The sequence below is a fragment of the Porphyromonas gingivalis ATCC 33277 genome, from assembly GCF_000010505.1.
GTDB classification, from domain to species: Bacteria; Bacteroidota; Bacteroidia; order Bacteroidales; family Porphyromonadaceae; genus Porphyromonas; species Porphyromonas gingivalis.
Genome location: NC_010729.1, coordinates 2,185,101 through 2,209,276 on the forward strand (window position 1 = coordinate 2,185,101; position 24,176 = coordinate 2,209,276).

14 protein-coding genes, 1 tRNA gene and 1 CRISPR repeat array (1 of these 16 only partly in view) are annotated in these 24,176 nt (G+C 45.2%); of the genes, 1 reads left to right on the forward strand and 14 read right to left on the reverse strand.

Annotated elements, in window-relative coordinates; all coding sequences use genetic code 11:
* Positions 1–4,263: direct repeats of the CRISPR family, unit length 30 nt; unit sequence GTTTTAATTCCTGTATGGTGCAATTGAAAT; it begins 3,617 nt to the left of the window's first position.
* Between the two features lie 246 nt (positions 4,264–4,509).
* The 9 genes from cas2 to PGN_RS10900 all read right to left on the reverse strand — a co-directional run bounded on the left by cas2 (position 4,510) and on the right by PGN_RS10900 (position 12,466).
* Positions 4,510–4,773, reverse strand: coding sequence for a CRISPR-associated endonuclease Cas2 (cas2, locus tag PGN_RS09265; protein WP_012458642.1), 264 nt, complete (start codon positions 4,771–4,773; stop codon positions 4,510–4,512).
* Positions 4,773–5,789, reverse strand: coding sequence for a type I-B CRISPR-associated endonuclease Cas1b (gene cas1b / locus PGN_RS09270; protein ID WP_012458643.1), 1,017 nt, complete (start codon positions 5,787–5,789; stop codon positions 4,773–4,775). The genes cas2 and cas1b overlap by 1 nt, the downstream gene beginning before the upstream one ends.
* The gene (gene cas4, locus PGN_RS09275; protein WP_012458644.1) at positions 5,786–6,295 is read right to left on the reverse strand and encodes a CRISPR-associated protein Cas4; all 510 of its coding nucleotides are present in this window, start codon (positions 6,293–6,295) and stop codon (positions 5,786–5,788) included. Before cas4 ends, cas1b begins: the two co-directional genes overlap by 4 nt.
* A gap of 117 nt (positions 6,296–6,412) precedes the next feature.
* Entirely contained in the window at positions 6,413–7,471 is a 1,059-nt protein-coding gene (locus PGN_RS09280) for a hypothetical protein (RefSeq protein WP_012458645.1), read from the reverse strand.
* 20 nt (positions 7,472–7,491) lie between these two features.
* Entirely contained in the window at positions 7,492–8,787 is a 1,296-nt protein-coding gene (locus PGN_RS09285) for a hypothetical protein (protein WP_012458646.1), read from the reverse strand.
* A 10-nt stretch (positions 8,788–8,797) separates the two neighbouring features.
* Complete coding sequence (locus PGN_RS09290; protein ID WP_012458647.1) at positions 8,798–10,918, reverse strand: CRISPR-associated helicase/endonuclease Cas3; 2,121 nt, start codon at positions 10,916–10,918, stop codon at positions 8,798–8,800.
* A 16-nt stretch (positions 10,919–10,934) separates the two neighbouring features.
* Entirely contained in the window at positions 10,935–11,522 is a 588-nt protein-coding gene (locus PGN_RS09295) for a hypothetical protein (RefSeq protein ID WP_012458648.1), read from the reverse strand.
* A gap of 6 nt (positions 11,523–11,528) precedes the next feature.
* Positions 11,529–12,194, reverse strand: a complete 666-nt coding sequence (cas6, locus tag PGN_RS09300) for a CRISPR-associated endoribonuclease Cas6 (RefSeq protein WP_012458649.1) — start codon at positions 12,192–12,194, stop codon at positions 11,529–11,531.
* 74 nt (positions 12,195–12,268) lie between these two features.
* Entirely contained in the window at positions 12,269–12,466 is a 198-nt protein-coding gene (locus PGN_RS10900; protein WP_099779607.1) for a DUF1661 domain-containing protein, read from the reverse strand.
* On the opposite strand from PGN_RS10900, the gene PGN_RS12495 reads away from it, so the two are divergent.
* Positions 12,435–12,527 carry a DUF1661 domain-containing protein gene (locus PGN_RS12495; RefSeq protein ID WP_157766537.1) on the forward strand — a complete coding sequence of 31 codons (93 nt, stop codon included), beginning with the start codon at positions 12,435–12,437 and terminating at the stop codon, positions 12,525–12,527. The two genes, PGN_RS10900 and PGN_RS12495, sit on opposite strands and share 32 nt — an antisense overlap.
* A 314-nt stretch (positions 12,528–12,841) precedes the next feature.
* On the opposite strand, the gene PGN_RS09305 is transcribed toward PGN_RS12495, so the two are convergent.
* The 5 genes from PGN_RS09305 to rgpA all read right to left on the reverse strand — a co-directional run bounded on the left by PGN_RS09305 (position 12,842) and on the right by rgpA (position 24,122).
* Positions 12,842–14,773, reverse strand: a complete 1,932-nt coding sequence (locus PGN_RS09305; protein ID WP_043876338.1) for an LTA synthase family protein — start codon at positions 14,771–14,773, stop codon at positions 12,842–12,844.
* A gap of 3 nt (positions 14,774–14,776) precedes the next feature.
* Complete coding sequence (locus PGN_RS09310; protein ID WP_012458651.1) at positions 14,777–17,320, reverse strand: membrane protein; 2,544 nt, start codon at positions 17,318–17,320, stop codon at positions 14,777–14,779.
* Between the two features lie 164 nt (positions 17,321–17,484).
* The gene (fmt, locus tag PGN_RS09315; protein ID WP_012458652.1) at positions 17,485–18,456 is read right to left on the reverse strand and encodes a methionyl-tRNA formyltransferase; all 972 of its coding nucleotides are present in this window, start codon (positions 18,454–18,456) and stop codon (positions 17,485–17,487) included.
* Positions 18,457–18,682: 226 nt separating this feature from the next.
* Positions 18,683–18,756, reverse strand: a tRNA-Asp gene (locus PGN_RS09320).
* A 245-nt stretch (positions 18,757–19,001) separates the two neighbouring features.
* Positions 19,002–24,122 (reverse strand): Arg-gingipain RgpA, encoded by a 5,121-nt coding sequence (gene rgpA / locus PGN_RS09325; protein WP_043876339.1) that lies wholly within the window; start codon positions 24,120–24,122, stop codon positions 19,002–19,004.
* Positions 24,123–24,176: the final 54 nt, after the last annotated feature.

Genomic DNA, 24,176 nt, shown 5'->3' on the forward strand with positions numbered 1-24,176 from the left:
TGTATCTACTAAAAGACATAGTGTTTTAATTCCTGTATGGTGCAATTGAAATACCCCATCTTGCAGAGTATATGCGAGCAAAATTTGTTTTAATTCCTGTATGGTGCAATTGAAATTAGTTAGCACAGTTGCTACTATCGTAGTAGCTGTGTTTTAATTCCTGTATGGTGCAATTGAAATAGATAAACTTTCTTCTCGAATTAAGAAAATCGAGAGTTTTAATTCCTGTATGGTGCAATTGAAATCCGCGGCCATCGAGGCCACCGCCTCCGTCCTCCGCGGTTTTAATTCCTGTATGGTGCAATTGAAATTATGAAAACAGAAAAGAACTTCTCAGCCCTGAGTTTGGTTTTAATTCCTGTATGGTGCAATTGAAATCAAACTCAATGATTATCTGTCAAGAAGCAAGAAACGAGTTTTAATTCCTGTATGGTGCAATTGAAATAGTAAAAATTACCCTAGATGCCGAAACGGACGGCCTTGTTTTAATTCCTGTATGGTGCAATTGAAATCAGAATTTGCACGAACAGTATGATGTTCGTGTTCTTGTTTTAATTCCTGTATGGTGCAATTGAAATAAGCGCGAGACAGGCCGAGCCGGCACAGCTTAGTGCGTTTTAATTCCTGTATGGTGCAATTGAAATAAAACGGCGATAAAATAGCGTTCGAGATTTTCCGCAGTTTTAATTCCTGTATGGTGCAATTGAAATTAGTTGTAGCGATTGTCTCAGTTGCATTACTCCTTACGTTTTAATTCCTGTATGGTGCAATTGAAATAAATAACGAGAAAAAGAATGCTTAAATTGTTCTTCGTGTTTTAATTCCTGTATGGTGCAATTGAAATAGAAGAGGGTAAACTATTTGCTAATCTTGAATGCTTGTTTTAATTCCTGTATGGTGCAATTGAAATTCTCAATATCTTTCATAGCTACTAAAAATTTACGAAGTTTTAATTCCTGTATGGTGCAATTGAAATATTGCTGTTAATTCTGTCATCTCTTATTTCTTTTAGTTTTAATTCCTGTATGGTGCAATTGAAATTCTATCTGCGTATAGCCCTCGCCGTCCACGCCCTGGTTTTAATTCCTGTATGGTGCAATTGAAATTGCCCCCTCACCCATCTAACCTCGAGCCGTTGAGCCGTTTTAATTCCTGTATGGTGCAATTGAAATGATTACATAATGATAGACGACAGAGATTGTGCAGAAGTTTTAATTCCTGTATGGTGCAATTGAAATGTACTGATAATTACGCTGCAAGGTCAGACGGTGATGTTTTAATTCCTGTATGGTGCAATTGAAATTTGCCAGGGCTTGCTGATGCGCGCGCTCCAGCTGCTGTTTTAATTCCTGTATGGTGCAATTGAAATACAGAACCAGCTCCGTCAAATCTCCCGCTTTTTGTCGTTTTAATTCCTGTATGGTGCAATTGAAATTGCCCCCTCACCCATCTAATCTCGAGCCGCTGAGCCGTTTTAATTCCTGTATGGTGCAATTGAAATTATTCATTCGCTCAAGCGAGGGCATCCTGCTGCAGCGTTTTAATTCCTGTATGGTGCAATTGAAATGCTCGCGGAGGGAGAGGGTGCCGGTATCCTGCCTCCGTTTTAATTCCTGTATGGTGCAATTGAAATAGAGTCTGTATGTGAAAGTGTAGTTCGAAACATTATGTTTTAATTCCTGTATGGTGCAATTGAAATAGAATACTTTGAAGTTGTATTCAATTACTTTGAAGTTTTAATTCCTGTATGGTGCAATTGAAATCCGTTGTGACAGAGCTGCGCCGTCGTGGCTATGATGGTTTTAATTCCTGTATGGTGCAATTGAAATTGAAAGCCCGAAGATAATCTACACGCAAGATTGTTAGTTTTAATTCCTGTATGGTGCAATTGAAATCGTCATCAGGTGGATATTCTTACTGCTATCCACGAGTTTTAATTCCTGTATGGTGCAATTGAAATTCGTCTGCGACGTATCGCAGCTCTGCCAGCTCCGCGGTTTTAATTCCTGTATGGTGCAATTGAAATGCATCTTCGCAGGAAAGAAGAAGGCTCCGTCCTCGAGTTTTAATTCCTGTATGGTGCAATTGAAATAACAGTCAAGGGGGAGCCGACCTCTCCGGCGGATTTGTTTTAATTCCTGTATGGTGCAATTGAAATGCAGTGCGGCCGACAAGGCTAACCTCGCTCAGCTGAGTTTTAATTTCTGTATGGTGCAATTGAAATAATCCATGTTCATGAGGAGAGGATACGAGTTCTATTGTTTTAATTCCTGTATGGTGCAATTGAAATCCTTTTGCTATTGCAGCAAACATATACAATAATAAGTTTTAATTCCTGTATGGTGCAATTGAAATACTTCATGGATTTAGCGAGATACTCATTATAATTAAGTTTTAATTCCTGTATGGTGCAATTGAAATTCTTCAAAGATAGTTGTTATCAAATATCGCGCTGAAGTTTTAATTCCTGTATGGTGCAATTGAAATATCTTCAAAGATAGTTGTTATCAAATATCGCGCTGAAGTTTTAATTCCTGTATGGTGCAATTGAAATGCTCAAGCGTCCAAGAAAGTTCAAGAAATTGTACTAGTTTTAATTCCTGTATGGTGCAATTGAAATTACTATGGTGTCTGCATTTGAGATACGCAAATAGCAAGTTTTAATTCCTGTATGGTGCAATTGAAATCCTCAATATCTTTCATTGCGACGAGAAATTTGCGAAGTTTTAATTCCTGTATGGTGCAATTGAAATAATCTATGATGATATAGAAGAAGACGACTTGTTGTTGTTTTAATTCCTGTATGGTGCAATTGAAATATTAATGATTTTCTGAAATAAAGAAGCAGTTGCATAGTTTTAATTCCTGTATGGTGCAATTGAAATCTCAATATCTTTCATTGCGACGAGGAACTTGCGAAGTTTTAATTCCTGTATGGTGCAATTGAAATCCCCGTGGTAACTCATACCACCGACTATTCCACCGTGTTTTAATTCCTGTATGGTGCAATTGAAATTTTGAGTAATCATCGAATAATTATCGATTAATCATTGTTTTAATTCCTGTATGGTGCAATTGAAATTTATATGCATCATATTCTTAAAGTATTTTATTTGAAGTTTTAATTCCTGTATGGTGCAATTGAAATGACGAATACGGCGTTCATCATCGATAGTCGCGATGCGTTTTAATTCCTGTATGGTGCAATTGAAATCGGGCGGCCAACCGGTCACAACAAGAATAGACCGATGTTTTAATTCCTGTATGGTGCAATTGAAATTTCCTTCCAGTCGCAGCTTAAGATACTGCGACTACGTTTTAATTCCTGTATGGTGCAATTGAAATAATTTTCATCAGAGCATAAAAAAGGGCAAACTTTTTGTTTTAATTCCTGTATGGTGCAATTGAAATGATACGAGCACCAAGGCTGCGATACCGATTGCGTAGTTTTAATTCCTGTATGGTGCAATTGAAATCCTCGAGCAGATCTTCCTGCTCTTTGATGAGTGAGGGTTTTAATTCCTGTATGGTGCAATTGAAATGCAGGTTGATTATAATGTTGAAGATGCTTTAAGGGGTTTTAATTCCTGTATGGTGCAATTGAAATCTCGTATCGACTTTCAAGCAGGCTGGAGTGCAGCCTGTTTTAATTCCTGTATGGTGCAATTGAAATAATATGAGATCGGAAACAATTATAGTTGCGTCGATATGTTTTAATTCCTGTATGGTGCAATTGAAATTCACAATAACCGACAAAATGTCTCGCGTAACGTACAAGTTTTAATTCCTGTATGGTGCAATTGAAATGTCGCCTGTTTTCTTGAACTCCTCACTGATTCGTAGTTTTAATTCCTGTATGGTGCAATTGAAATGATGGTGTCGACATCATACGACAATAGATCGTCGAGTTTTAATTCCTGTATGGTGCAATTGAAATGATGGTGTCGACATCATACGACAATAGATCGTCGAGTTTTAATTCCTGTATGGTGCAATTGAAATAATATTTTTTCAAAAATTGTAAAACTTATTAAGTCAGTTTTAATTCCTGTATGGTGCAATTGAAATAAGTTGCTGATTGTCTTAGAATGAAAGGTTATGCTCGTTTTAATTCCTGTATGGTGCAATTGAAATATAATATTACATAATGGCACACTGATGGTAAACTTGTTTTAATTCCTGTATGGTGCAATTGAAATCATGATGTACAAATATATCATGATCGTATACTACGTTTTAATTCCTGTATGGTGCAATTGAAATCCGTTACAAATATAGGCTTTTCTGTTTGAATGTGAGGAGTTTACGAGAAGGTGAAACCCAAAATTCAGACATTCATAGTTGTCGATGTCTGATTCTATGAAAAACCAAGGGGTGTGACGACTGATATATTTTATTGATTATCAATCATTTCAAAGATCGCCGGAGGTTAATCATAACAAAAGGCTTGATGAATTTGCTCGAATCGACGCTTCAAAAGATAGATAGCGGGAGCTGTATCGTGCTGTATTATAGAAATATATCCGTTGCAGAACGCTCTTTGCCAATTATTTCTTTTTCCAACCAACGTTCTTGTCTGGAAGAAAATATGATCAGACTATCTTCTTCTTTTTCCATAATTCTGGCTGCTCTACTCTTCAGCTCTAAGAGCTTGACTTCCGATATTTCCCCCTCGAACACAGAGTTCTGAATCCAATTCAGATATTTTCTGCACAGTTTTAGCATTTTGCCAACACGCTTTTCCCCGATATCGTACACTAAAATAATATACATTACCAATACATCTTAAAGGGTTGATACTCTTCGATCCCAAGAATGTCTTTGGCTATTTTGTAGCATTCGAGCTTGACCAGGTGCTTGAAACTGATGGAACGATTGAGCTTGCGATGTCGAATCGTTTCAGAAAGTCTTTCTTCGAAGGCTTGTACGAAAAGCTTCTTTCCCGATGGATTTAGGATACATTTATTGAGTTGCTTGTCGAAGTGTTTGGCCTGTATTATTCTCTTGTTCATGACTTTGAAGATTGTGCGATCTACCAATATGGGCTTAAACACTTCCGATATATCCAAGCATAGAGAGTATCGCCTCTCCCCGGGCGTATGTAGGAAGCTGATCGTGGGATTCAGTTGGCTTTGATGGATTGCCTTCAGGCATAGGGTGTAGCACATCATATTGCCGAAAGAGATGAGTGCATTTACCTCATTTTGAGGGGGTTGTTTGCTTCTCGCCCCCATTTCGAAAGGATCGATAATAAGGTTGAAAGCATCATAGTATGCTTGCCGGATATTACCTTCGATACCCATAAGAGCCTCTATCGTTGTCGTTTCCTCCAGGCGCAATGAATACTTGTCGATTAGCTCCATCATCGGCTGCATATCTTTTCCCCGATTGTTGTAGTAGGCTAAGTTTTTCTGCATATTAGAGGCTGCACCTTCAATAAACTTTCTGGCCAGAAACAATCGTTTCTTCTTATTCTTATATGCCGAAGCCTGTGCCAGGAGCATTTTTCCTGATAGCAAGAAGTCGCGAGGCATAAAAGAACCGGTGTAATTTTCGTAATAATCGAAAAAATGGACTGCGATGTCATTGCTCCCAAGGAAATTGTATAAGCTGCTATTGGCCCTCAAAGAGCCAAACACATAGAAATCGCTAATTCCTTCAACGGGAATGTAGCGGGCTTGTCCTGCTTGTTCCTGTCCGTTTTCTCCCTCTTGGATCGGGACAAAGCGGATGGTATTGTCTTTTCGGGACAATTCGCCGGGGTTAAATAGATAATATGTCTTTTTCATTGCTCTTCTCCCGAGAAGCAGAATTCGTAATAGCTACAGTTTTTACAGATCCCGGAGTCGATAACAGGAGGACAATCCTCGTGACTGATAATCTGTAGGATCTCCTGCTCGATCTCTCTGATCCGTTCGCGATCTATGTCAGAAAGAATCACTTCTTCCTTTTTTCGTAGAGTCGGATACTCCAATATCCCCGTTGCTCCCAATACCCCATTACGCTCCAATACATATAAGTAATAGAGTAGTTGGAGTCTGTGGGCAGGCGATATTTTGTTAGACTTTTTGACCTCGTGTACCACTCTGTTTTTTGCATCGTAAAAGTCTATCTTGATGCCGTCCAACTCCAATTCTTGGTATCGCTCCGGTCGTTGCTGGTACGTTGTCTCATGGATCAATTTCCCCTCGTACACTAAATCAGATGTATGCTCCATCGTAATACCTGCAGAGAAAAGCCATAGCTTTCTCCGACAAACCTGATGATAGTTGAAGTGCGTGCCGGTGATAATCATAAAAACTCAAGTCCTTATTTCTTTTATTCAGCCATAATAAGGAGTATAACTTTTTGTTCTTTGGGAGAACCCAAGCAGAGACACAGAAAAGGAGTATCTCTGCTTGAGTTAATATAGCTATAGCTGATTTTCGTAATCGAAAGCCTGCAGCATCTCAATAAGGCGTTTTTCTGCAGCATCGAGGGCATCGGCACTTTCGTTTTCCACTACTACATGCGCTGCGCAGGGAAGAGTAATGAAAAGCTCGGCTCCGGCCTTTTCGTCCACGATAGGTTTGGCTTTAGGCTTTTCGCTACCGTCATCTACGAGTTTGGCTCGGATTGCTCCTGCCTGCGCATTGGCTTTGTCACTGATCGCAATAGCAAGAGTCTCCATCAAACTGAATGTACGCGCTTGATTGGATGTGATGCGCCAATGAATAAGGGCATGTGCCAGTGCAGGAATAATCTTATCCCGTCCTGCCTTGGGCAGGACTAAACATTTGCCAAAAACTGTTTCGCTCTCCACCCATCCATTTGCTCGCAACTTCTTTATCGTTTCTGGATCTATTTCCGGATCATGCTGATTGAGCGATACAGAAAACAGTGTACGCAAATCGATCGCAATATCGTAGACGAAGAGGCCGGAGGCTCGTTTATTGTCCGGGATCCAATGCCGGCGAGTCAGAGTGCTTCCGGTATCACGCAAGAACGATTCTATTTCCTCTTCCGAAAGCAAACTGCTTTGCCCGGCTAAACGGACATTAACGGGGTGATTGTCCGGCCTGTCACTGCGGTCGAATGTCAGATTCTCTTTGCTCACACCGCAAAGCAATGGATGTAATGGGCGCATAGCCGATACGGAGAGAGGGCTACGACGTTTTTTCGTGATACCGTCTCCTGCACGCATCCAACCGCCGATGAGCTGATCGGCATATTCAGGATCACATGGTGACCAAGGTTCTTTTTGTGTGAGTTCTTTTTTTGAGGAAATCTCATAGTTGAATGTAATGGGAGCCATTTGCACATTGAGACAGTCGGTGAAGGCTTCCAACACGGATCGCTTTACTTGCTGTCCGCTCGAATAAGCTAAAGAACGGTCGTATTGGGCATCGTAATAGGTTTTTTGTCCGTCTTGTACGCAAAACACGGTGTGTTCTGCTCTTTTGAGACCTCTGAGATAAATGTATGGTTTCATATCTTGAAAAAATTATTGATTTATTGTTTGTTAATTACCGCGTAATGGAATCGTATCAAGGTGAGAAAATAAGGAACATTATCCGAAGGCATAAGATGGACAATCGATGCCATCTCTTCCAATTCCTTTGCAACTTCGGATTCTTCTACAATAGCGGTCAATCGTTCGATAAAAACCTTCTTGTTCGTTGCTTCCAATAGCAGTTTGATCGCATTGGTGCGACCGGTCCTTCCGGCTTTACCTCCGGATCCAAAGAGCTGTAATGTTTGGGCAAATTCTTTGGATTTTCCCCATAATTCTTCGTTGTTGAGCATAGCTAATAACCAAATTTGATATGTATTATATTGTATTGTTTGTTCTTCATTTCCTGCTTTGCAAACCGGTATCTTTCCTTTTCGCATATAATCGCTCAGTCCTTTCGGCTCCATGGCTTTTAGTCCGACAGAGCCTTCGCTGCAGGCTTTGGCAAAGCCGATGGCAGTACCGAACAACTTCACAGCATCCTTATATTTATCTGCGCCAAAGTATCGATCGAACAGCTCATTTGCCTTACGAATAGGCCATAAGACGAAAGGAATAAAGCCGATAGTCGTATTTGTTTGGCCTATGTTGTATATGTATCCCATCATCTTAGGGTCTTCGAAACGTTTGCTTATCGAGACCAGAAGTTGTGCCCACGGCAAAATCGAGACTTCCATGATACCGTCTTTCGTGCTGTATACATCGGAGAAGTCGAGTGAGCAGTCTTTGGAATCATATAGTTTTTTTATCCATTGTCCATTCCACGTATTGATTTGGTTGCCACGCATGCTCGGTGTCTTGTCAAGGTGTCGTCTGTATTCCTTCCACCCCTCGAAAATGTCCAATAGAAGCTCCGGCTTATTGAAAAGAATAGTCATTCCTCCTTGTACACCGACTCCTAAACCGGCCCCGATCCATGACAAATAACTTTCCGATGCATCTATTTCATTACGAGGGATAGATACCTGTCCGGATGTCGTGGATAGAGGATCGATAGAGGGATAACCAATGGCAATACTCGCATCGGCTATTCCCGAATCAATTTTTTCAACGAACTTCTCCAGACGTTCGGCTCGCCTTTCTGCTGTCTCGAAATGCTTTTTGCCTAAGATCATGTCTTTCCATGATATTTTGGGGTTTTCGAAAGGAGAATTACCCGCCGTCATCAAATACTTTTCTTGTCCGAAGAAAAGAGGATAGTAAATATCCAAAAAGAATCCTTTGGGGGCATAATCGGTGTTGTTCCTTTCATTGTATGCCTTCAAGAATATCTTCCCTATAACTGAAGTAACCATGTCTTTTTATTTAGAATATCTCAAAACTTTTGTAGTATCGCGAGTCGGCAAATTCTTCCATCAACCCCAATTTTGAATCGTATGCTCTGTCAGGGATGACGAAAGGATGTGCACCACAGTTCGTAGCGACTAATTGCTTGAAACGAATACTCTGTGGAACAGGAATTTCCAAGGGTGTTCGATTGATGTAGTTGCCGTTTTCGTACTCTTCCCGATCGCTTTCCATGATGCAGCAGGCCGAGTTTATATCCAGTATTTTGAATAGGGCTGATTTCGAATTGTGTTTTAGTTCTTTCATAACCCATTCACCATCCTGAAAAATGGTGTGCATATTAATATCGAGAGCCATCACCTCCGGATAGACCGCATCCAATAACTGCTGTACATCAGCCTCATGAAGTACTTCGCAGTGGGGAAGAGAACTGTAGCTTCGCTGCAGAATTTCAAGCTCATAAGGCAAAGCTTCCTTTTCGTTTTCGGGAGGAGCTATTACGTAAATAGGCTTCGTTTGCCCGATCGTTTCCAAAGAACGTTTTCGATTGATGCGGCCAAATCGTTGGATAAGAGCATCGATGGGAGCACATTCGGTAAGCATCATATCGAAGCTAATATCCAAACTAACTTCCACGACTTGAGTCGAAACTACGATGCAAGGCCCTTGACATTGATTGTATCGCTCTTTCAGTTCCAGCTCCAACTGAGCGCGATGCCCCCTTTTGAAGCGACTATGGATAAGAAGAGTCGGTATAGCAGGATACTTCCCAACGACCTCTTGGTATAGCTGCTGAGCTCTTTTGACCTGATTGCAAACCATCAGAATTTTCTGACTCTGTTCTATGGCTTTTTGTATGACGGGTTCGACATCTTCCATAGAGCCGGCTTTGTGAATGGTGTGCCGGTCAAATCCCTTTAGGACTTCTTTCGGCAGCTTCACCTCGTACACGGCAGTTTCACCGCCTAATAGTCGGAGCAGTCCGGTATATAAATCCGTGGGCATTGTAGCTGTCCCAATGTGGATCCTGCATCCGAGTGCAACCAGTATCTCCACTATTTTGAGCACCATGGCTTGGGTCTCTTTCCGGTAGGTATGTATTTCGTCCAAAATCACATCACATCCTCGAATATCCAATGCCGTGACTTCATATCCTTTAAGCCCAAAAGCCAGTGCTGCAATCTGATGAGGTGTCAAGACCTTAATCGAGGCACCCACGTGACGGGAAAGTATTCGCTCGTAGCCTCCATTCAATTTTAGAATAGAAGCTGCATGTAGCGGATAGATCTGAGCATCCGTATCCCGAAGATCGGCTTTCAGACGATCGTACATGGCATTGATGGAGGCTTGGAAAGGAAGTGTATAGAACACTCTACCACGGCAACGCCGCAGTAGGAAATCGGTCTTACCTGCTCCTGTGGGGGCTGTCACTAAGGTGTGTTGTCGCTCGTCATCGGCAGACAGAAGAGAGAGGGGATATAATTCGCTCCTCCTATTCCTGTAATAGGAAAGATCCGGAGTGACAAACAATTTTCTCAGTGTATCTTCCGTCTGTCCGTCCAAGCTGGAGGCAAAATGATCGGCAGCCATTAATAGCCCTTTCCACTGCGAACAGTTACGCCCCAATGAGCTACAGTAGTCTACCGCCTCTTGGTAATTGCTTCTGGCTTCATCCATCGTGATGGGATGAGTCTCCCATCCGAGTTCATGAAGAATGCCCAAAGCTTCTTGGCTCCATTGTTCAAATCCTTTGCTATGAAGTTTGAAGCATCGACTCTCATTTTCATCCAGATCCAATAAGCCAAGTTCTCGGCTGTCATTGCAGATGGACTTATGGTGGGCTGCTATCATTTCGATGATAGCCCGGCGATCTACTTCATCGGGCAGTAAGGAAATGAAGAATATAGAAGCGATTTCGTGACGAAAAACATCACCGCCAAGATTGTCTTCTGCCTTCAATCTGCTTTGGAAGATCGGGCTTGCTTTGCCTATGTCATGCAGATGTGCGCCTTTGCGAGCCATGTCCGTCGAAAGGCCCCAATGCTGCGCCATGACTTCGGCCGCTTTGGCTACATCTTGCAGGTGTTGTAAGAGCGGAGTACCATCGCTTTTGGCAAATATGTGTTCGTATCGGCTCATCCCTCGTTCGCTTGAGTCATTGTAGGATGGCCTCTCCTCCGATTTCTATCCTGCCGTACATGGGTGTATTTTCATCGAATCGGTTGAACCCCACCATAAAGGCATCCGGATAATCCTTTCCAAAACGAAGCTCAAACCCCGGTAGGGCATTGAAGGTCTCTTCGTCCATCTTCAGTATCTCTGTGTCCGGCAGTACAACGTCTTCATTACGACATAAACAAAGATGCTGTCGAGCTGCAATCACAGCATCTTCTTCTGACGTAAAGGCGAGGTAAAGAGACGGGTGTAGCATCACGCCGCGTTTGAGAATGGACTGCGGACGGGTGTACGTTCGGCCCTTCCCTTTGCCTTTGCCCTCCCATGCCTGAGTTTGCGTTTTTTCTTGTTGCACGCTCATACTCATACATGAGAGTTTATGACGGGCAATCTTGTGTATACCTTTCTTTATGAGCATTTCCGGGAAAAGCTTCTTCTCCATACCCTCTATGATGGATGGTGTCAGAAACTGTTGGCTATACGTCTCTCCATCACGTACTGCAGACCAAGGTTTTATATACCCGAAAGGCCCTGTATAGTGTACCACGAAAAATATCTTGTCTTCCATGCTCTCTCATTTTATGGCACCGAAGCCGATGCCGGTTGAGTTGCCGATGCCCGCGTTCCATGCGAACAGCTTGGTCTCGGCATTCCCTATTATGCGGATGGGACACCAACTGGCTTTGTTTTTCACTCCCCGGTAATCGATAAGCATCACCTTGGCTTTCCCCTGATCAGGGACAAAAGATGCGGTGGCAGTAGGGTCATCGATTCCTACCGCCTGAAGTTTTTTACGAAGATTTTCTGTCAGTAGGGCATTGGCTGCTTCGTCCGTATAGACTATATGGTCGAACCCATTGTCCTCGCGCCAACGCTTCAGCAGGATAGGGCCGGCAGGAAAGAAAATTTCGCGATCGGTCATGTCGGGATCTTCGATAACGGTCACTTCCCGGACGCAGAGGCTTTTGAACATTTCGGGATCTTGACGAATCCCTGCCAGCATACGTCTGATAAGCTCCGGATCATGAGCACTGACAAACATATTGGCCCAATCGGTAAAGAGAATACTGTTGAGTTCTGACACGAATTTGCCCCCATTGAGACGGGAAAATGAGTAGGAGATGCTTTTGCCGTGCATATCGTTTTCTCCGAGCCATTTTTGCAGAGTGCCGACGAGCAAATGTTGGTGAGAAAAAGAGACTAATGAATCGTCTGCCTTGATGGATAGTTCTATTCGCATGTGGTTATAGCTTATAATATATTTAATGGCCTAAAGTTACTCTAAAAGCTGTAATTAATGCGTATTTTTTATGCTTATTTGCGAGGAAATCGGATATATAGCATCCATCGTTCCGAGGAATTTTGCGAAAACCGCACTGAAAATAGAAAAGGGGCGAGGGCGGGGGTATAAAATACGAACCGAAAATGCTCCGATTGTGGTGCGTGTTTTCTGAAAAACCGGAACAAGAAGTTTTTCGTTGTGGCGCGAGAATTTTTTATTTCTCGAACCACAACGAAAAAGTTTACGCGCCACGTTTTTCGGGGGCGCAGACACAGAGAAATCGGTTCGTGAATGAACCGGGTATAACGAGGTGTGCCTTATCGCTTTATGTGAACCATTAACAAGAGATCAAGACAGCCGTAGCAAGTCTGTCTTTCAGGTATTTCATCTTGTGAATAGAGAAGGGATAATATCCTCTTTCGGAGTATTGGGTAAGTGGGCGATTCGAGGAGGTTCGATCATAAGCTCCTATGATTAGAGATACTTCGGTTTTGAGATAATGTTAGCGAGACCCGAATAGAGCCAATCATGAATAAAAGGTTTATCCCAAGATGGAGATTCCTACATGGAACTCTCTCCGATTGCGATAGAAAGGGAGTAGGATATTAACGCGATAGCATATCCTTCATCACCGATTGCAGCATTACTTTGGCCGCTATAGCGCGTTGGTCGGCAAGTGGGGCTTCGTGTCCATAGACAATCTTGTCGCCGGCAAAATCGTAGATGGTAGTTCCTTCAGAAGTCGCCAAGCCTACTAAACCGGGGAAGGAGAAATAAGCGAAATGGGGGCTGTTTCTCCGAAAAACATCTTTGGAGAATACGAATTCATCATGAGCAAGCCCTAATTGGGCCAGTAGCGTGGCAGGCAAATCGGACTGCGACACTACCTCTTCGAAGCGTATCGGTCGTAAGATGGCTCCTCCTGTCCACAGCATCACAATCCCATATCGGCCGGGCTGATCGGGCATAGCTTGGTCAGCAGGATAGGGGTAGCCATGATCGGAGACGGTTATGATGAGTGTATTCTTCCATTGAGGAGACTGCTGCATACCACGTATATAGTCGCCAAAGCAGCTGTCCGTATAGAAAACGCTATTGAGATACGGATCCGGATGATGCTGAGAAGGGACATCGAATGGTTCATGGCTGGAAAGTGTGAGGAAGCTGTAGAAGTAAGGTTTCTTTTCTTTCTCCAATCGCCGACAATCGTCCAATAGGCGTGGGAAACTGATATGATCCGGCGTACCCCATTTGCTCAACCTCGTTTTGATCGGAAAGCTGCTAACGTCCGTTACCTCGTCATATCCAGTGGCGTATAGGTAGCTACGGACATTTGTAAAGTCAGCATCTCCTCCGTACAGGTGGTGGGTGCTATAGCCGACGGTGCGCAATGAAGCAGCTATGCCCGGCAGGTTGCGCACCTTATTGGGGTATTTGATGATGGATGAATTCGGCTGCGAAGGGTAGCCACTGAGCGTGGCTACTGTGCCTCTGTCTGTTCGAAAGCTGCTTGCGAAGGCTTGGCTAAAGAGAATCCCATTCTGTGCCAGCGAATCAATGCAGGGTGTATGTCCCGGGGTACCACCGAGGCATCCCACGGCATTAGCCGAGAAGCTCTCCAGCAGGATCAGTACAATGTTCGGCCTATCTGTACTCAATATCCTCTCTGTGCTATCAGAAGCCGATTCCCTTACTTCGCTTCCATCCGAACAACCGTATAAACGAAGTTGCTCGAAAGCTTTGATACAGTCTTCTTCTGACAAAAATTGATAGTTCGAATAGTCTTCTTCGCTATGCATGCAGGTATATAGAAAACTGAAAACAGGATTGACGGCAACCTGATTGTGTAGCTGCTTGGGACTGTGAAAGACGGATCCGACATTGAGCGTAGCCACTCCCACACCTCCTCTGATCAGGAGGAATAGGAAAGCTCCACCCACAACCGGTTTCCATATGTCGGCGATATGCGGATGTGCAACTACTTTTGTCGGAAAGTACCTACGGTGAAATCGATGTAGAACGAAAGCCGGTATGCAAACGAATACAACCGTGATCAAGAGACCGATCAAGAGTTGCGGTGCTGTAGCACTGGCCATGGCTTCCTGTGGCTGGCGTAGATAGAAAAGGGGGGTGGCATCGAGGCGGAAACCCCAATACCCGAAAAGCATCAGATCCGCCGTGTAGATCAGCCCGACAAAGAAGCTTATGAGTGTGTAATAATGCTTAAGAATTTGTCTCTGTATTCGCCCGATTTTCTTTTCTCCCCAGCCGGCAATGGCATTGATGCCGGCGAACAATAGAGGAAGTACTGTCAGGTAAGCTGCTACGGCTGCATCGTGCCTGAGTCCATACAGGAAAATGGCCGCAATATCTCCGCTGGAAGTGCCTATCCCGGCAAGCTGGCCAGAGTAGACGAGCAGGAATATGACTTTCTGAAAGAGGAAATAGAGCAGAAATAGAACAAATACTCCTATTACGTAGCAGAAACCGCTTCTTTTCCGAAACAAAAGCTCTCCTCGTTCGAACAACGTCTTCATATGTCAGGCTGTCGGACGCTTTCCGCGCAAGAAGAAGGGGCGTGCTATCGCCCACACAATCCCCAGCTGGAGTAGTGCCAGAGCTGTCTTGGCTATAGCTTCTGTGATGTGCAGGCTCTTCGGATCAAAACGAAATTCTATTTTATGACGCCCGGCAGGAACCTCCAGAGCACGGAGTATATAGTTGGCACGAATGATCGGTACAGCTTGGTTATCGATAGTCGCTGTCCAGCCATGAGGATAGTATATCTCGGAAAATATGCCCAGCATGGGTTGTGTGCTCACAGCTTCGTACACCTGTCTGTTCGGAGCATATTCTTTCAGACTTATAGAGGCAGTGCTATCGGTCAGAGCCGGTAGCCTTTTGAGCGATTCGGAAGAGAATCGTTCGTCCACGACAGCGATGTCACGCGTCAGTCGATTGCTGTCCAAAGCCATCATTTCCTCATTGGCATTTCCTACCCAGCGGATACTGCCGGCCGGCCATGCCGGACCGTAAGCGTCCGGATTCAACATGGGAGTGGGCCGGTTGTTTTCTCCGGGGACTATGATATACTTGGTGTTGAGCATATTGACTACTTCGCGATTGCCTTTGCTCAGTTGGTGTTCGATCAAATCCTGATAACGCTGGAGTTTGGCAGCGTGGTATCCACCGATGCTCCGGTGCCAGCGGCTCGTGGTGGCATCATTATAGGTGTCCACGGTGAGATTCAGAACGCGGTACCCGAGCGACTTGTCTGCAAGGATTTGCTTGTCTGCTTCTGTCAGAGGTGCAGCACGTTGGCTGACGAGTTCGGGATCTATAAAATGCTCATCGTTCAGATAGCGTTTGTCCACCGTCCATAGATCGACCAGCGTGATCACGGCCAAAGATACCAGTAGAGCAGTTGCTTTGAGTCTCTTTTGAAAGAAGAGCCACAACAGAATGCCGCATACAGCCAATATGCCGAAGCTACGCCATGCATCAGAAGCTAATATGCCCGAGCGAACATCCACGAGGGTCGTCTTGATAGCTGCTGCTTCAGGGTGACCTGCTGCTTCTCGGAACATAGCTTCCTCCTGCCCGCTCAGCAAACCGAGCAGGGAGGGCACAAGGGCAAAAAGAAGCGATGCCCCAAGGGTCAGAAGTGTAGCTGCAACCCAAGCAGTACGTTCGCGCTTAAGGAGGGGTTTTCCCTCTTTGATTATTTTCGCCAAAGCCATAACGGCCAAAGCCGGAATCGTAAATTCGGCGATCACAAGGATGGACGATACCGTGCGAAACTTATCGTACAGAGGAAAATGGTCGATGAAGAAGCTCGTCAGCCACATCATATTATGCCCCCAAGAGAGTAGAATAGACAGGATGGTGGCTGCCAGCAAAGCCCACTTGACAGGCCCTTTGACGATAAAACAACCCAAGACAAAGAGAAAGAGAACGAAAGCTCCTACATATACAGGCCCTGCCGTGAATGGTTGGTCTCCCCAGTAGCGATTCATACGAGCTATCGCCTGAGCATAGGATGGATTCACGGTTTCCATCACCTTTTCGTCATAACCCAAGTAACCGGAGGATCCTCCTTTAATATCGGGGATAAGGAGCGACCAAGTCTCGCCTATACCATAACTCCATTGTGTGATATAGGCCTTGTCCAGTCCGCTTTTATTCTCATGCGTCACTTGATCCGTGGGTGCTCCGCTCTGCTTGAGCGTCAGTTCGCTACCTCCACGCATGGTCTCTTTGCCGTATTGGTAGGTGTGGAAGAGGTTGGTACTATTCACAGCTATACCCACCAGACCTGCTATGACGACTACTGCCGAGGAAAGGAAGAAGTGTCGGATTCGTTTTGTTTGAATGGCTTCTGCCAAGAAAGCCAACACCATGAAAAACATGACGAACAGGAAGTAATAGCTCATCTGTACATGATTAGCCAAGACTTGCAAAGCCGTGAAAAAAGCCATCACGCTACCGCCTGCCAACCACCTCCCATTGTAGATCCAGATCATACCGGCAAGAGTAGGAGGAATAAAACACATAGCTGTCAGCTTCCATATATGTCCGGCCATAATCAGAATCAGGAAGTAGGAAGAAAAGGCCCATGCGATGGAGCCTATGACTGCCGGCAAAATCCTGATTCGAAGCGATCTAAGGAAAAGAAAGAACCCTCCCATCATGGCAAAAAGCATCCAGGCATAGGTGCCTAATAGATAGAAAGGCTTGCGCAGGGTCAGAACATCCTGTATGGTTTGGAGCGTATGGGTAGAGGGATAGCTTGGCGAAATCTGGTACATAGGCATCCCCCCGAAGAGACTGTTGGTCCAATAGGAGTGTTCTCCTGTCTGTGCCTCCCAATCGCGTACGTCCTGCGCCGTACCGCTGGCTCCCGCTACGTCGCCCTGGAACAGTACACGCCCGTCGAATGAGGCGGGATAGAAATAGGCCAAAGCGAGGGCTATGAAAAGGAGTACGACCGCAGCATAAGGTAGGATTTTGCGCCAATCAGGCTTTGTCTTATCGGTGGTGGTTACGGTTCCGGCAGCAGCTGTCGGCTTTTCGTTTTCTTTCATGATGTCGTTTATTTTTCGGTTACAAAGTTAAAAAACCATGTGATTGGCTCGGCCTACGACCAACTGCTTCTCTGAACGTTGAGCAGAGAAGTATCCTCCGCACATTGTTATTGTATGCAAGAGGTCAGAAAATGAGCAGTTCAAACCTTGGAACAAGCTCTCTCCTATTCTATATACATATCTGAGGACAAAGCGAAACCATTGAGGAAAGAGGCAGCATCCATTTGTTTCTTGCCGGGCATTTGGAGCGAGAGTATACGTATGACCCCTTTGCGGGTCATCACGTCGAGGTTTTTCTTGTCCCATATGATGGAGCCGAATCGGCCTCTGTGTCGCGGTTCTCGTTCTATCACTTGGGTACGGTATATTTTCAGCACGATGGACTCCATCCCTGGACGATGAAGCTTGGTCCAAGCTGTAGGGGCAGGCGATATGCTGCGGATGAAATTGTGTACCTCTTCAGCCGGTTTGTCCCAATCGATACGGCAGTCGTCTTTGAAAATCTTCGGAGCCGGTCGAGCACCAACATAGCCCGGAAGTTGCTCCTGTGGTATGGAGACGGGTTCTCCTTCGAGAAACAAGTCCACTGTGTGCACCAATACGGATGCACCGAGAGTAGCCATACGTTCGTACAATTCGCCGAAAGTCTCTTCATGTCCTATAGGCAACTTCTCTTGCAGCAGTACTTCACCCGTATCTATCTCATGCCGGAGGCGGAAGGTGGTAACTCCCGTTTCCGTATCGCCATGGCGTATCGCGTGGTTGATAGGGGCTGCTCCTCGATACATGGGCAGCAGAGAGCCATGCAGATTGATTGTTCCCATGGGGGGCATTTGCCATACGGAGCGAGGAAGCATACGGAAAGCCACTACGATTTGCAAGTGCGGCTGATAAGTCCGTAGTTCATCGAGAAAAGATTCCTCGTTCAGATTGTCCGGCTGGAGAATAGGCAGACCCAATTCCTGTGCGTATAGTTTGACCATACTGGGACTTACCTTATGTCCTCGACCCATAGGCTTGTCCGGCATAGTGACCACAGCTTTTACTTGGTATCCGTTTTCGACCAAAGCTCGGAGTGCCGGAACAGCAAAATCGGCCGTTCCCATAAAAATCAATCGTAGTTCTTCTTTCTTCATCTGATTGGCCGGGCGACTCCATGTACCGTCCCTCCTGCAATAATACTAATTTAATCCCTATGTCCCAAGCAGATCGTAATAAAGACAAACACTTCTGCTTCGTTCTAAGAAAATCTTCCGAGCATATTGAATAATCTCATCCGGCAATTATACTTTCCGGTGCTGCGATAACATACAAAAATGGAGCTGTGCCGAAAAACTATTTCAACACAACTCCTTATTTTAGCGGTATGGACGGGACTCGAACCCGCGACCCCCTGCGTGACAGGCAGGTATTCTAACCAGCTGAACTACCACACCGTTATTACCGTACTACTCCGGGGAAAACCTTAGGAAACTCCCCTTTTGCAGTGCAAAGATAGTAAGATAATCTTTTCATGCAACTTTTTGGAACAAATTGTTTCAGAAGTATATTAGAATAATAGGCATAAAAACGAAGTCGCCCGACTTCCTTAAAAGGAGGTCGGGCGATCGATTCATACTCTGAGACAATTACAGACCTATATTAAAAGTGTCTGCACAAAGTCTCCGAGTCCAAGACAGAATTACTTTACAGCGAGTTTCTCTACGTAAGACTTGCCGTCAACGACAACCATGACTGCATAGTAGCCGCCCTGAGCCGTGTAAACAACTGTGTTGCGACCGGCTGCCAGACGACGACCGTTCATGTCGTAGATCATAGCTTCGCCTTGGCAAGTTACCGTGATCGTCTTTCCAACAACTGTCAGCGTGTAAGGCTTCTGAGCCGTTACGTCTGCCACTCCGTCAGGAATATAATCCACACAAACCTTCGGAGATACGCCGGCTGCGTACTTAACCTCTACGCAATACTCATGAGATTGTGCACTCATTCCTGCATCGCGGTAGGTCGTTTCGGTCAGACCTTCCTTGATCTTCGTGCCGTCACGATAGACTGTATAGGTATAGCTTGCAGGTGAATCGTCTTCGACTTCCATATCAGTTCCATCTCCCATTCCGGCGCGACGCATCGTGAAGGTGTACTTCTTGCCTGCTTCGAATGTGAAATCGTCATAACGTGCAGGCTGGTTGCCTCCATCTCCTGCGATCCACATCTTTCCGGATGCAGGTTCCGGGTTCGTAATGCAATAGTCGTAAACACCACCGGGGATTACAACTTCACCCTGTCCTGTAACGATAATATTCTGTGTAGTAACAACAGGATCGGCATTGGCCGGGATCAAATACTCGAAGTTCGCACTGTAAAGATTGGAAGAAGCTGTTCCGGTAAAGAGAGGACCGGTTGCCGGAATGACACTTCCGAATGTATTGTGATCGGCATCCAACAAGAACTGGTAACCCGTATTGTCTCCCCATACGTTGTCTGCTGCGAGCACAACCTTGGCTTCGTTGGCACGTACATCGTTTGCAGGTTCGATCGTAACGAAAAGACCGTCTCCGATCCGTTTTACTTCACGAGAACCTTCTGTCTTTTTTGCGCTCGGGGCTTCCCACTTGAGAACCACGTCGCCGCCATCCGGTTGTGCCTTCAGGTTCTTTACAGGATTGAACTGAGTCGGATTAATAGTTACGTTTACGCACTCTTTCGGAGATACGCCGGCTGTGTACTTCACTTCCACGCAATACTCATGATTGCCTGTAGCTACGCCGTCTTCTTCGAAGGTCGTTTCGGTCAGACCTTCCTTGATCTTCGTACCGTCACGATACACCGTGTAGGTATAATCGGTCGGGGTGGGGCTGCCACCCATGGTGAACTGAATATCATCCAAAAGAATGTAGTTCAAATCCGAGCAATTGTAGTGACGGAAAGCAACATACTTCGTGCCCGCAGGCAAATCTACCGTACGCTCGATCCATACACTTTGAGGTTTGGCGCCATTGGCTTCCGTGGAAAGACCGAATCTTGCTCCGCCCTTATTTATTCCGTTAGGCGTTTCTTCGAAAACAACCGTGAAGTCTCCGGCGTTCGTGCCCGTCTTGGAGATCATCACCGCATAGTGATCCCCGGGAAAACCGTCGTTGACTGCATAGTAGTACTTTACCTTCGTTGCGCCTGTAACATCCTTTGAGATGAGATAGTTATCAGGATTCAAAGCCATTCCATTCCATGAGAAAGAGGCTACTACGTTGGTGCCGCCATGAGCTGTCAGCCAGTCCAATTGTCCGGAAGACAGACAGAGCCAACCCTGACCATCGCCATCGGCATCGATAGTAGTCCATTCCGCCGGTGCCTCTCCATGAGTAGAAGACTCGAACGTTTCCGTGAAGTCTGCGCGCTTGCCGTTGGCCTTGATCTCAACCTCATCAAGGTCGATGTAGAACATATCCGTGCTTTGGAAGTGACGGAAAGCAACATATTTCGTACCTGCGGGAAGGTCTACCGTCTTCTGGCGCCAAGTACCCTGTATACGACCACGAATAGCTTCCGGCGAGCGAACACCTTTTGCCGTAATCGTCTCTTCCAACAAAGCATTCGTGAAGTTGGATGCATCGTTACCGGTCGAAGATGCATACACCGCATAGTGCTCGGATGCATAATTAGCATCCTGTGCGCATACCCAGAAAGTCAACTTACCTCCGTTAGGCAAATCCAATGCCGGTGTTATCAGATAGTTGTCAGGGGTAAGAACTCCTATACCACCAAGACCGAATGACTCTGAATATACACAACCATTGCTATTGTAGCCAGCGATTCCGGGAGCATTTCCAGGCTTCCAGCCATGCCCGTCACCGTCTGCATCGATCGTCTTCCATGAGGCAGGAATACCATTTTCGAATGATTCGGAAAGTGTTGTTGTTCCGGGATTCGGATTCGGATTCGGATTCGGATTTGGATTCGGGGTACCATTAGGTGCATCCCACTTGAGCGTTACTTTCTGGCCGACTGCACTACCGGTCAGGTTCTGTACAGGAGCAAATTCATTGGATCCTTCTACCGTAACGTCTTTACATACCTTCGGAGATACGCCGGCTGTGTACTTAACTTCCACGCAATACTCATGATTGCCCGTAGCTACACCGTCTTCTTCGAATGTCGTAGCCGTCAGACCTTCCTTGATCTTCGTGCCGTCACGATAGACAGTATAGGTGTAATCGCTTCCACCACCTTCGCTTATAGTCAATTCAGTTCCATCACCGCTACCCATCTTCTTCATAAGGAAATGGTATTTTTTACCGGCTTCAAATACATAATCATCTTCTTTCGTCGGTCCTTGTCCGGCAATCCAAATCTTTGCATTTGCTTGAGGAGCAGCAATTGCAAAGTCATAAGTTCCGGCCGGTATATTAACGGATGCAGTACCATCCATTATCATATTGGTAGGGGAACAAGAAGGATCTGCATTTTCCGGAACAGTATATTCGAACGGAGCGAACAGATTGGCCGGGACACTACAGTTCGGCCAAAGAGTATGGGTATCACTGGGTATAACCTGTCCATATTGATCATGGTCTGCATCCAAAAGAATCTGATAACCGGATCCATCATTCCAAACATCGTGAGCTTCAAGAACAATCTCGGCCTGACCGCTGCGAAGAAGTTCGGGGGCATCGCTGACTGACAGAAGAACCAATTCTCGTATGCCATCCACGCTGCGAGCGGTATTAGTGGTTGCATTGGTTTTCGTGCTCGGTGCATCCCACTTGAGCGTTACTTTCTGACCCTGCGTTGTAGCTGTCAAGTTGGAAACGGGCTGGTAGGGGTTAGGCTCACCATTAGTGTTGATGGTCTTAATAACCGTCTCTTTGTTGTAACCAACTACTGTAAGGGTAAGCGTGCTTTCATTTGTCAGACCTGTCAGATTGATTGTAGCTGTTCCATTTTCGACAACTGCAGAACCGAACATCTTTCCATTGGCTGAAATGGTAGCAATAGCACCATTATAATCGCAAGATACGTTGACTGAAGCATCCGTCAAATTAATCTGAGCCGGAGCCGTAACCTGCATTTTGGTCGGGACAAGTGTACGAACGAGCAGCGAGGGGTCGCCGAAAACAGTCCATGTGTCGAGCATCTTCTCACCATCCTTTTTATACTTTTCCACCATAGCAAACATACCGTTCATGGTGACACCACCGAAAGTACGCTTGATGTTGTTCGGGTGTTTTTCGCACAGAATTTCGTTCATCTCATCCTGCCCGCGCATAGGAGAAGCCCAAGACTGGTTGATCGTAGACGCTATGATAGCAACAGTACCTGTCGGCTTACCATCTTTTTGTGCACGCATCAGGGCTTCTGCGAAGCAAGGCATGCTGAATAGGAAATCGCCATTCACACAAGCTACGTCGAAAATAAACGGTAGCTGGTTGCTGTTGGTAAGCTGCTTCACATGAGTGGTGCCGAAGTGAGACGTACCCCAAGCTGTTTCGCTACCGTGGCCCGTATAGTTGACCAACGAGATTCCTCCGTTGAAAGCATCAATAATGTTTTTAGGAGTTACTCCCGGATCATAACATTTGATAATCTTGGTATAGCCATACTGGGTAAGCAGATTGGCGATTACATTCTCATGCTGGATATCACTTTCACCATTGTCTGCGGATGGGCCTCCTTCAGCCGAAGCAATACAAAGAGCCTGACCGAGCCATTTGTCTTCCGTGGTTATATTGCGCTCATAGTGAATAGTCCGATCGATTTGTGTCTTCAGATCCTCTTTGCTCTCACATGAGAAACGACCGATGAAGACTTCGTTGTAGTGGTCATTACCTACTATTTGTCCATATACCTGGTCGGATTTGATCCCCGGAGTAATTTTGGCAGGAATATCTTTGTGATCGCCAACCAAAAGAACATAGGTCAAATCATTACCTTCTTTCTCGTATTCTTGCTTAACGAACTGCTGAATAGCATTAGCTGTAACGGGAGAAGCAATATCTTCTGCCACTTTCACCTCGGTACGGAGACCGCGTTGGTTTTTCCAATCAACGAAATCTTTAATATCTCCCTCATACTTTTTGGCTACGATGACGATCATACGACCATTTTGTTTTTCCTCTACCGGTGTGTAACGCCCCGGCTCGTAGTTCATGAACATGCGCTTGTATGTGTCTTCAAAGCCGGCAAATGTACCTTTCTTGTTCAGAATATTTTTGCCTTGTTCCGAAGTTTCGCTCACTGCCACAGTGATTTCCGTATAGATGCGCAACGTCTTTGTCACAGGGTTATACTGCAAAGGCGCAAAGTTTACAACCTGTCCACGCACATCACGAAGGATAAAAGGATCATCAAGCGTGGCGATCTCTCCCGGGAAGAATTTGTTTTGCGAGTAGCTCTTTCCATAAACGTAAGGGATCTTTTTCGGATCTTCGTTACGCATAATCATGCCCTTGGAGGGTGCAATCAGGACATTTTTCTTTTCGATGAACTTTGAGGAAACAACCTCTACCTTCATCTCACGAGTGTCTGAAACCGCCAAAGAGCGTGATAGAATGGGAAGCGTAGGCATCCCTTTTTCGGAAAGATTAACCCCTTCTGTATAGGTCGGCACTTGTGCCATTCCCTTAGGGGTTTGAACTTCGGTGAACTTGAGGTTGTCCATACGGAACTGAACCTTTGTCACCGATTGCTGAGTGGATTCGAGCAATCTGACATTCGGATTGCGTCCCAACTCTGTCTGCTGCGCAAATGCCATTCCTCCTAATAAGGAAGAGCAAAGAGCAATCGAAACAAACTTGTTCAAGTTTTTCATTTTGATGAAATTAGAATATGATTTTACTGTGTAGTACCCCTTCTGTATTTATGC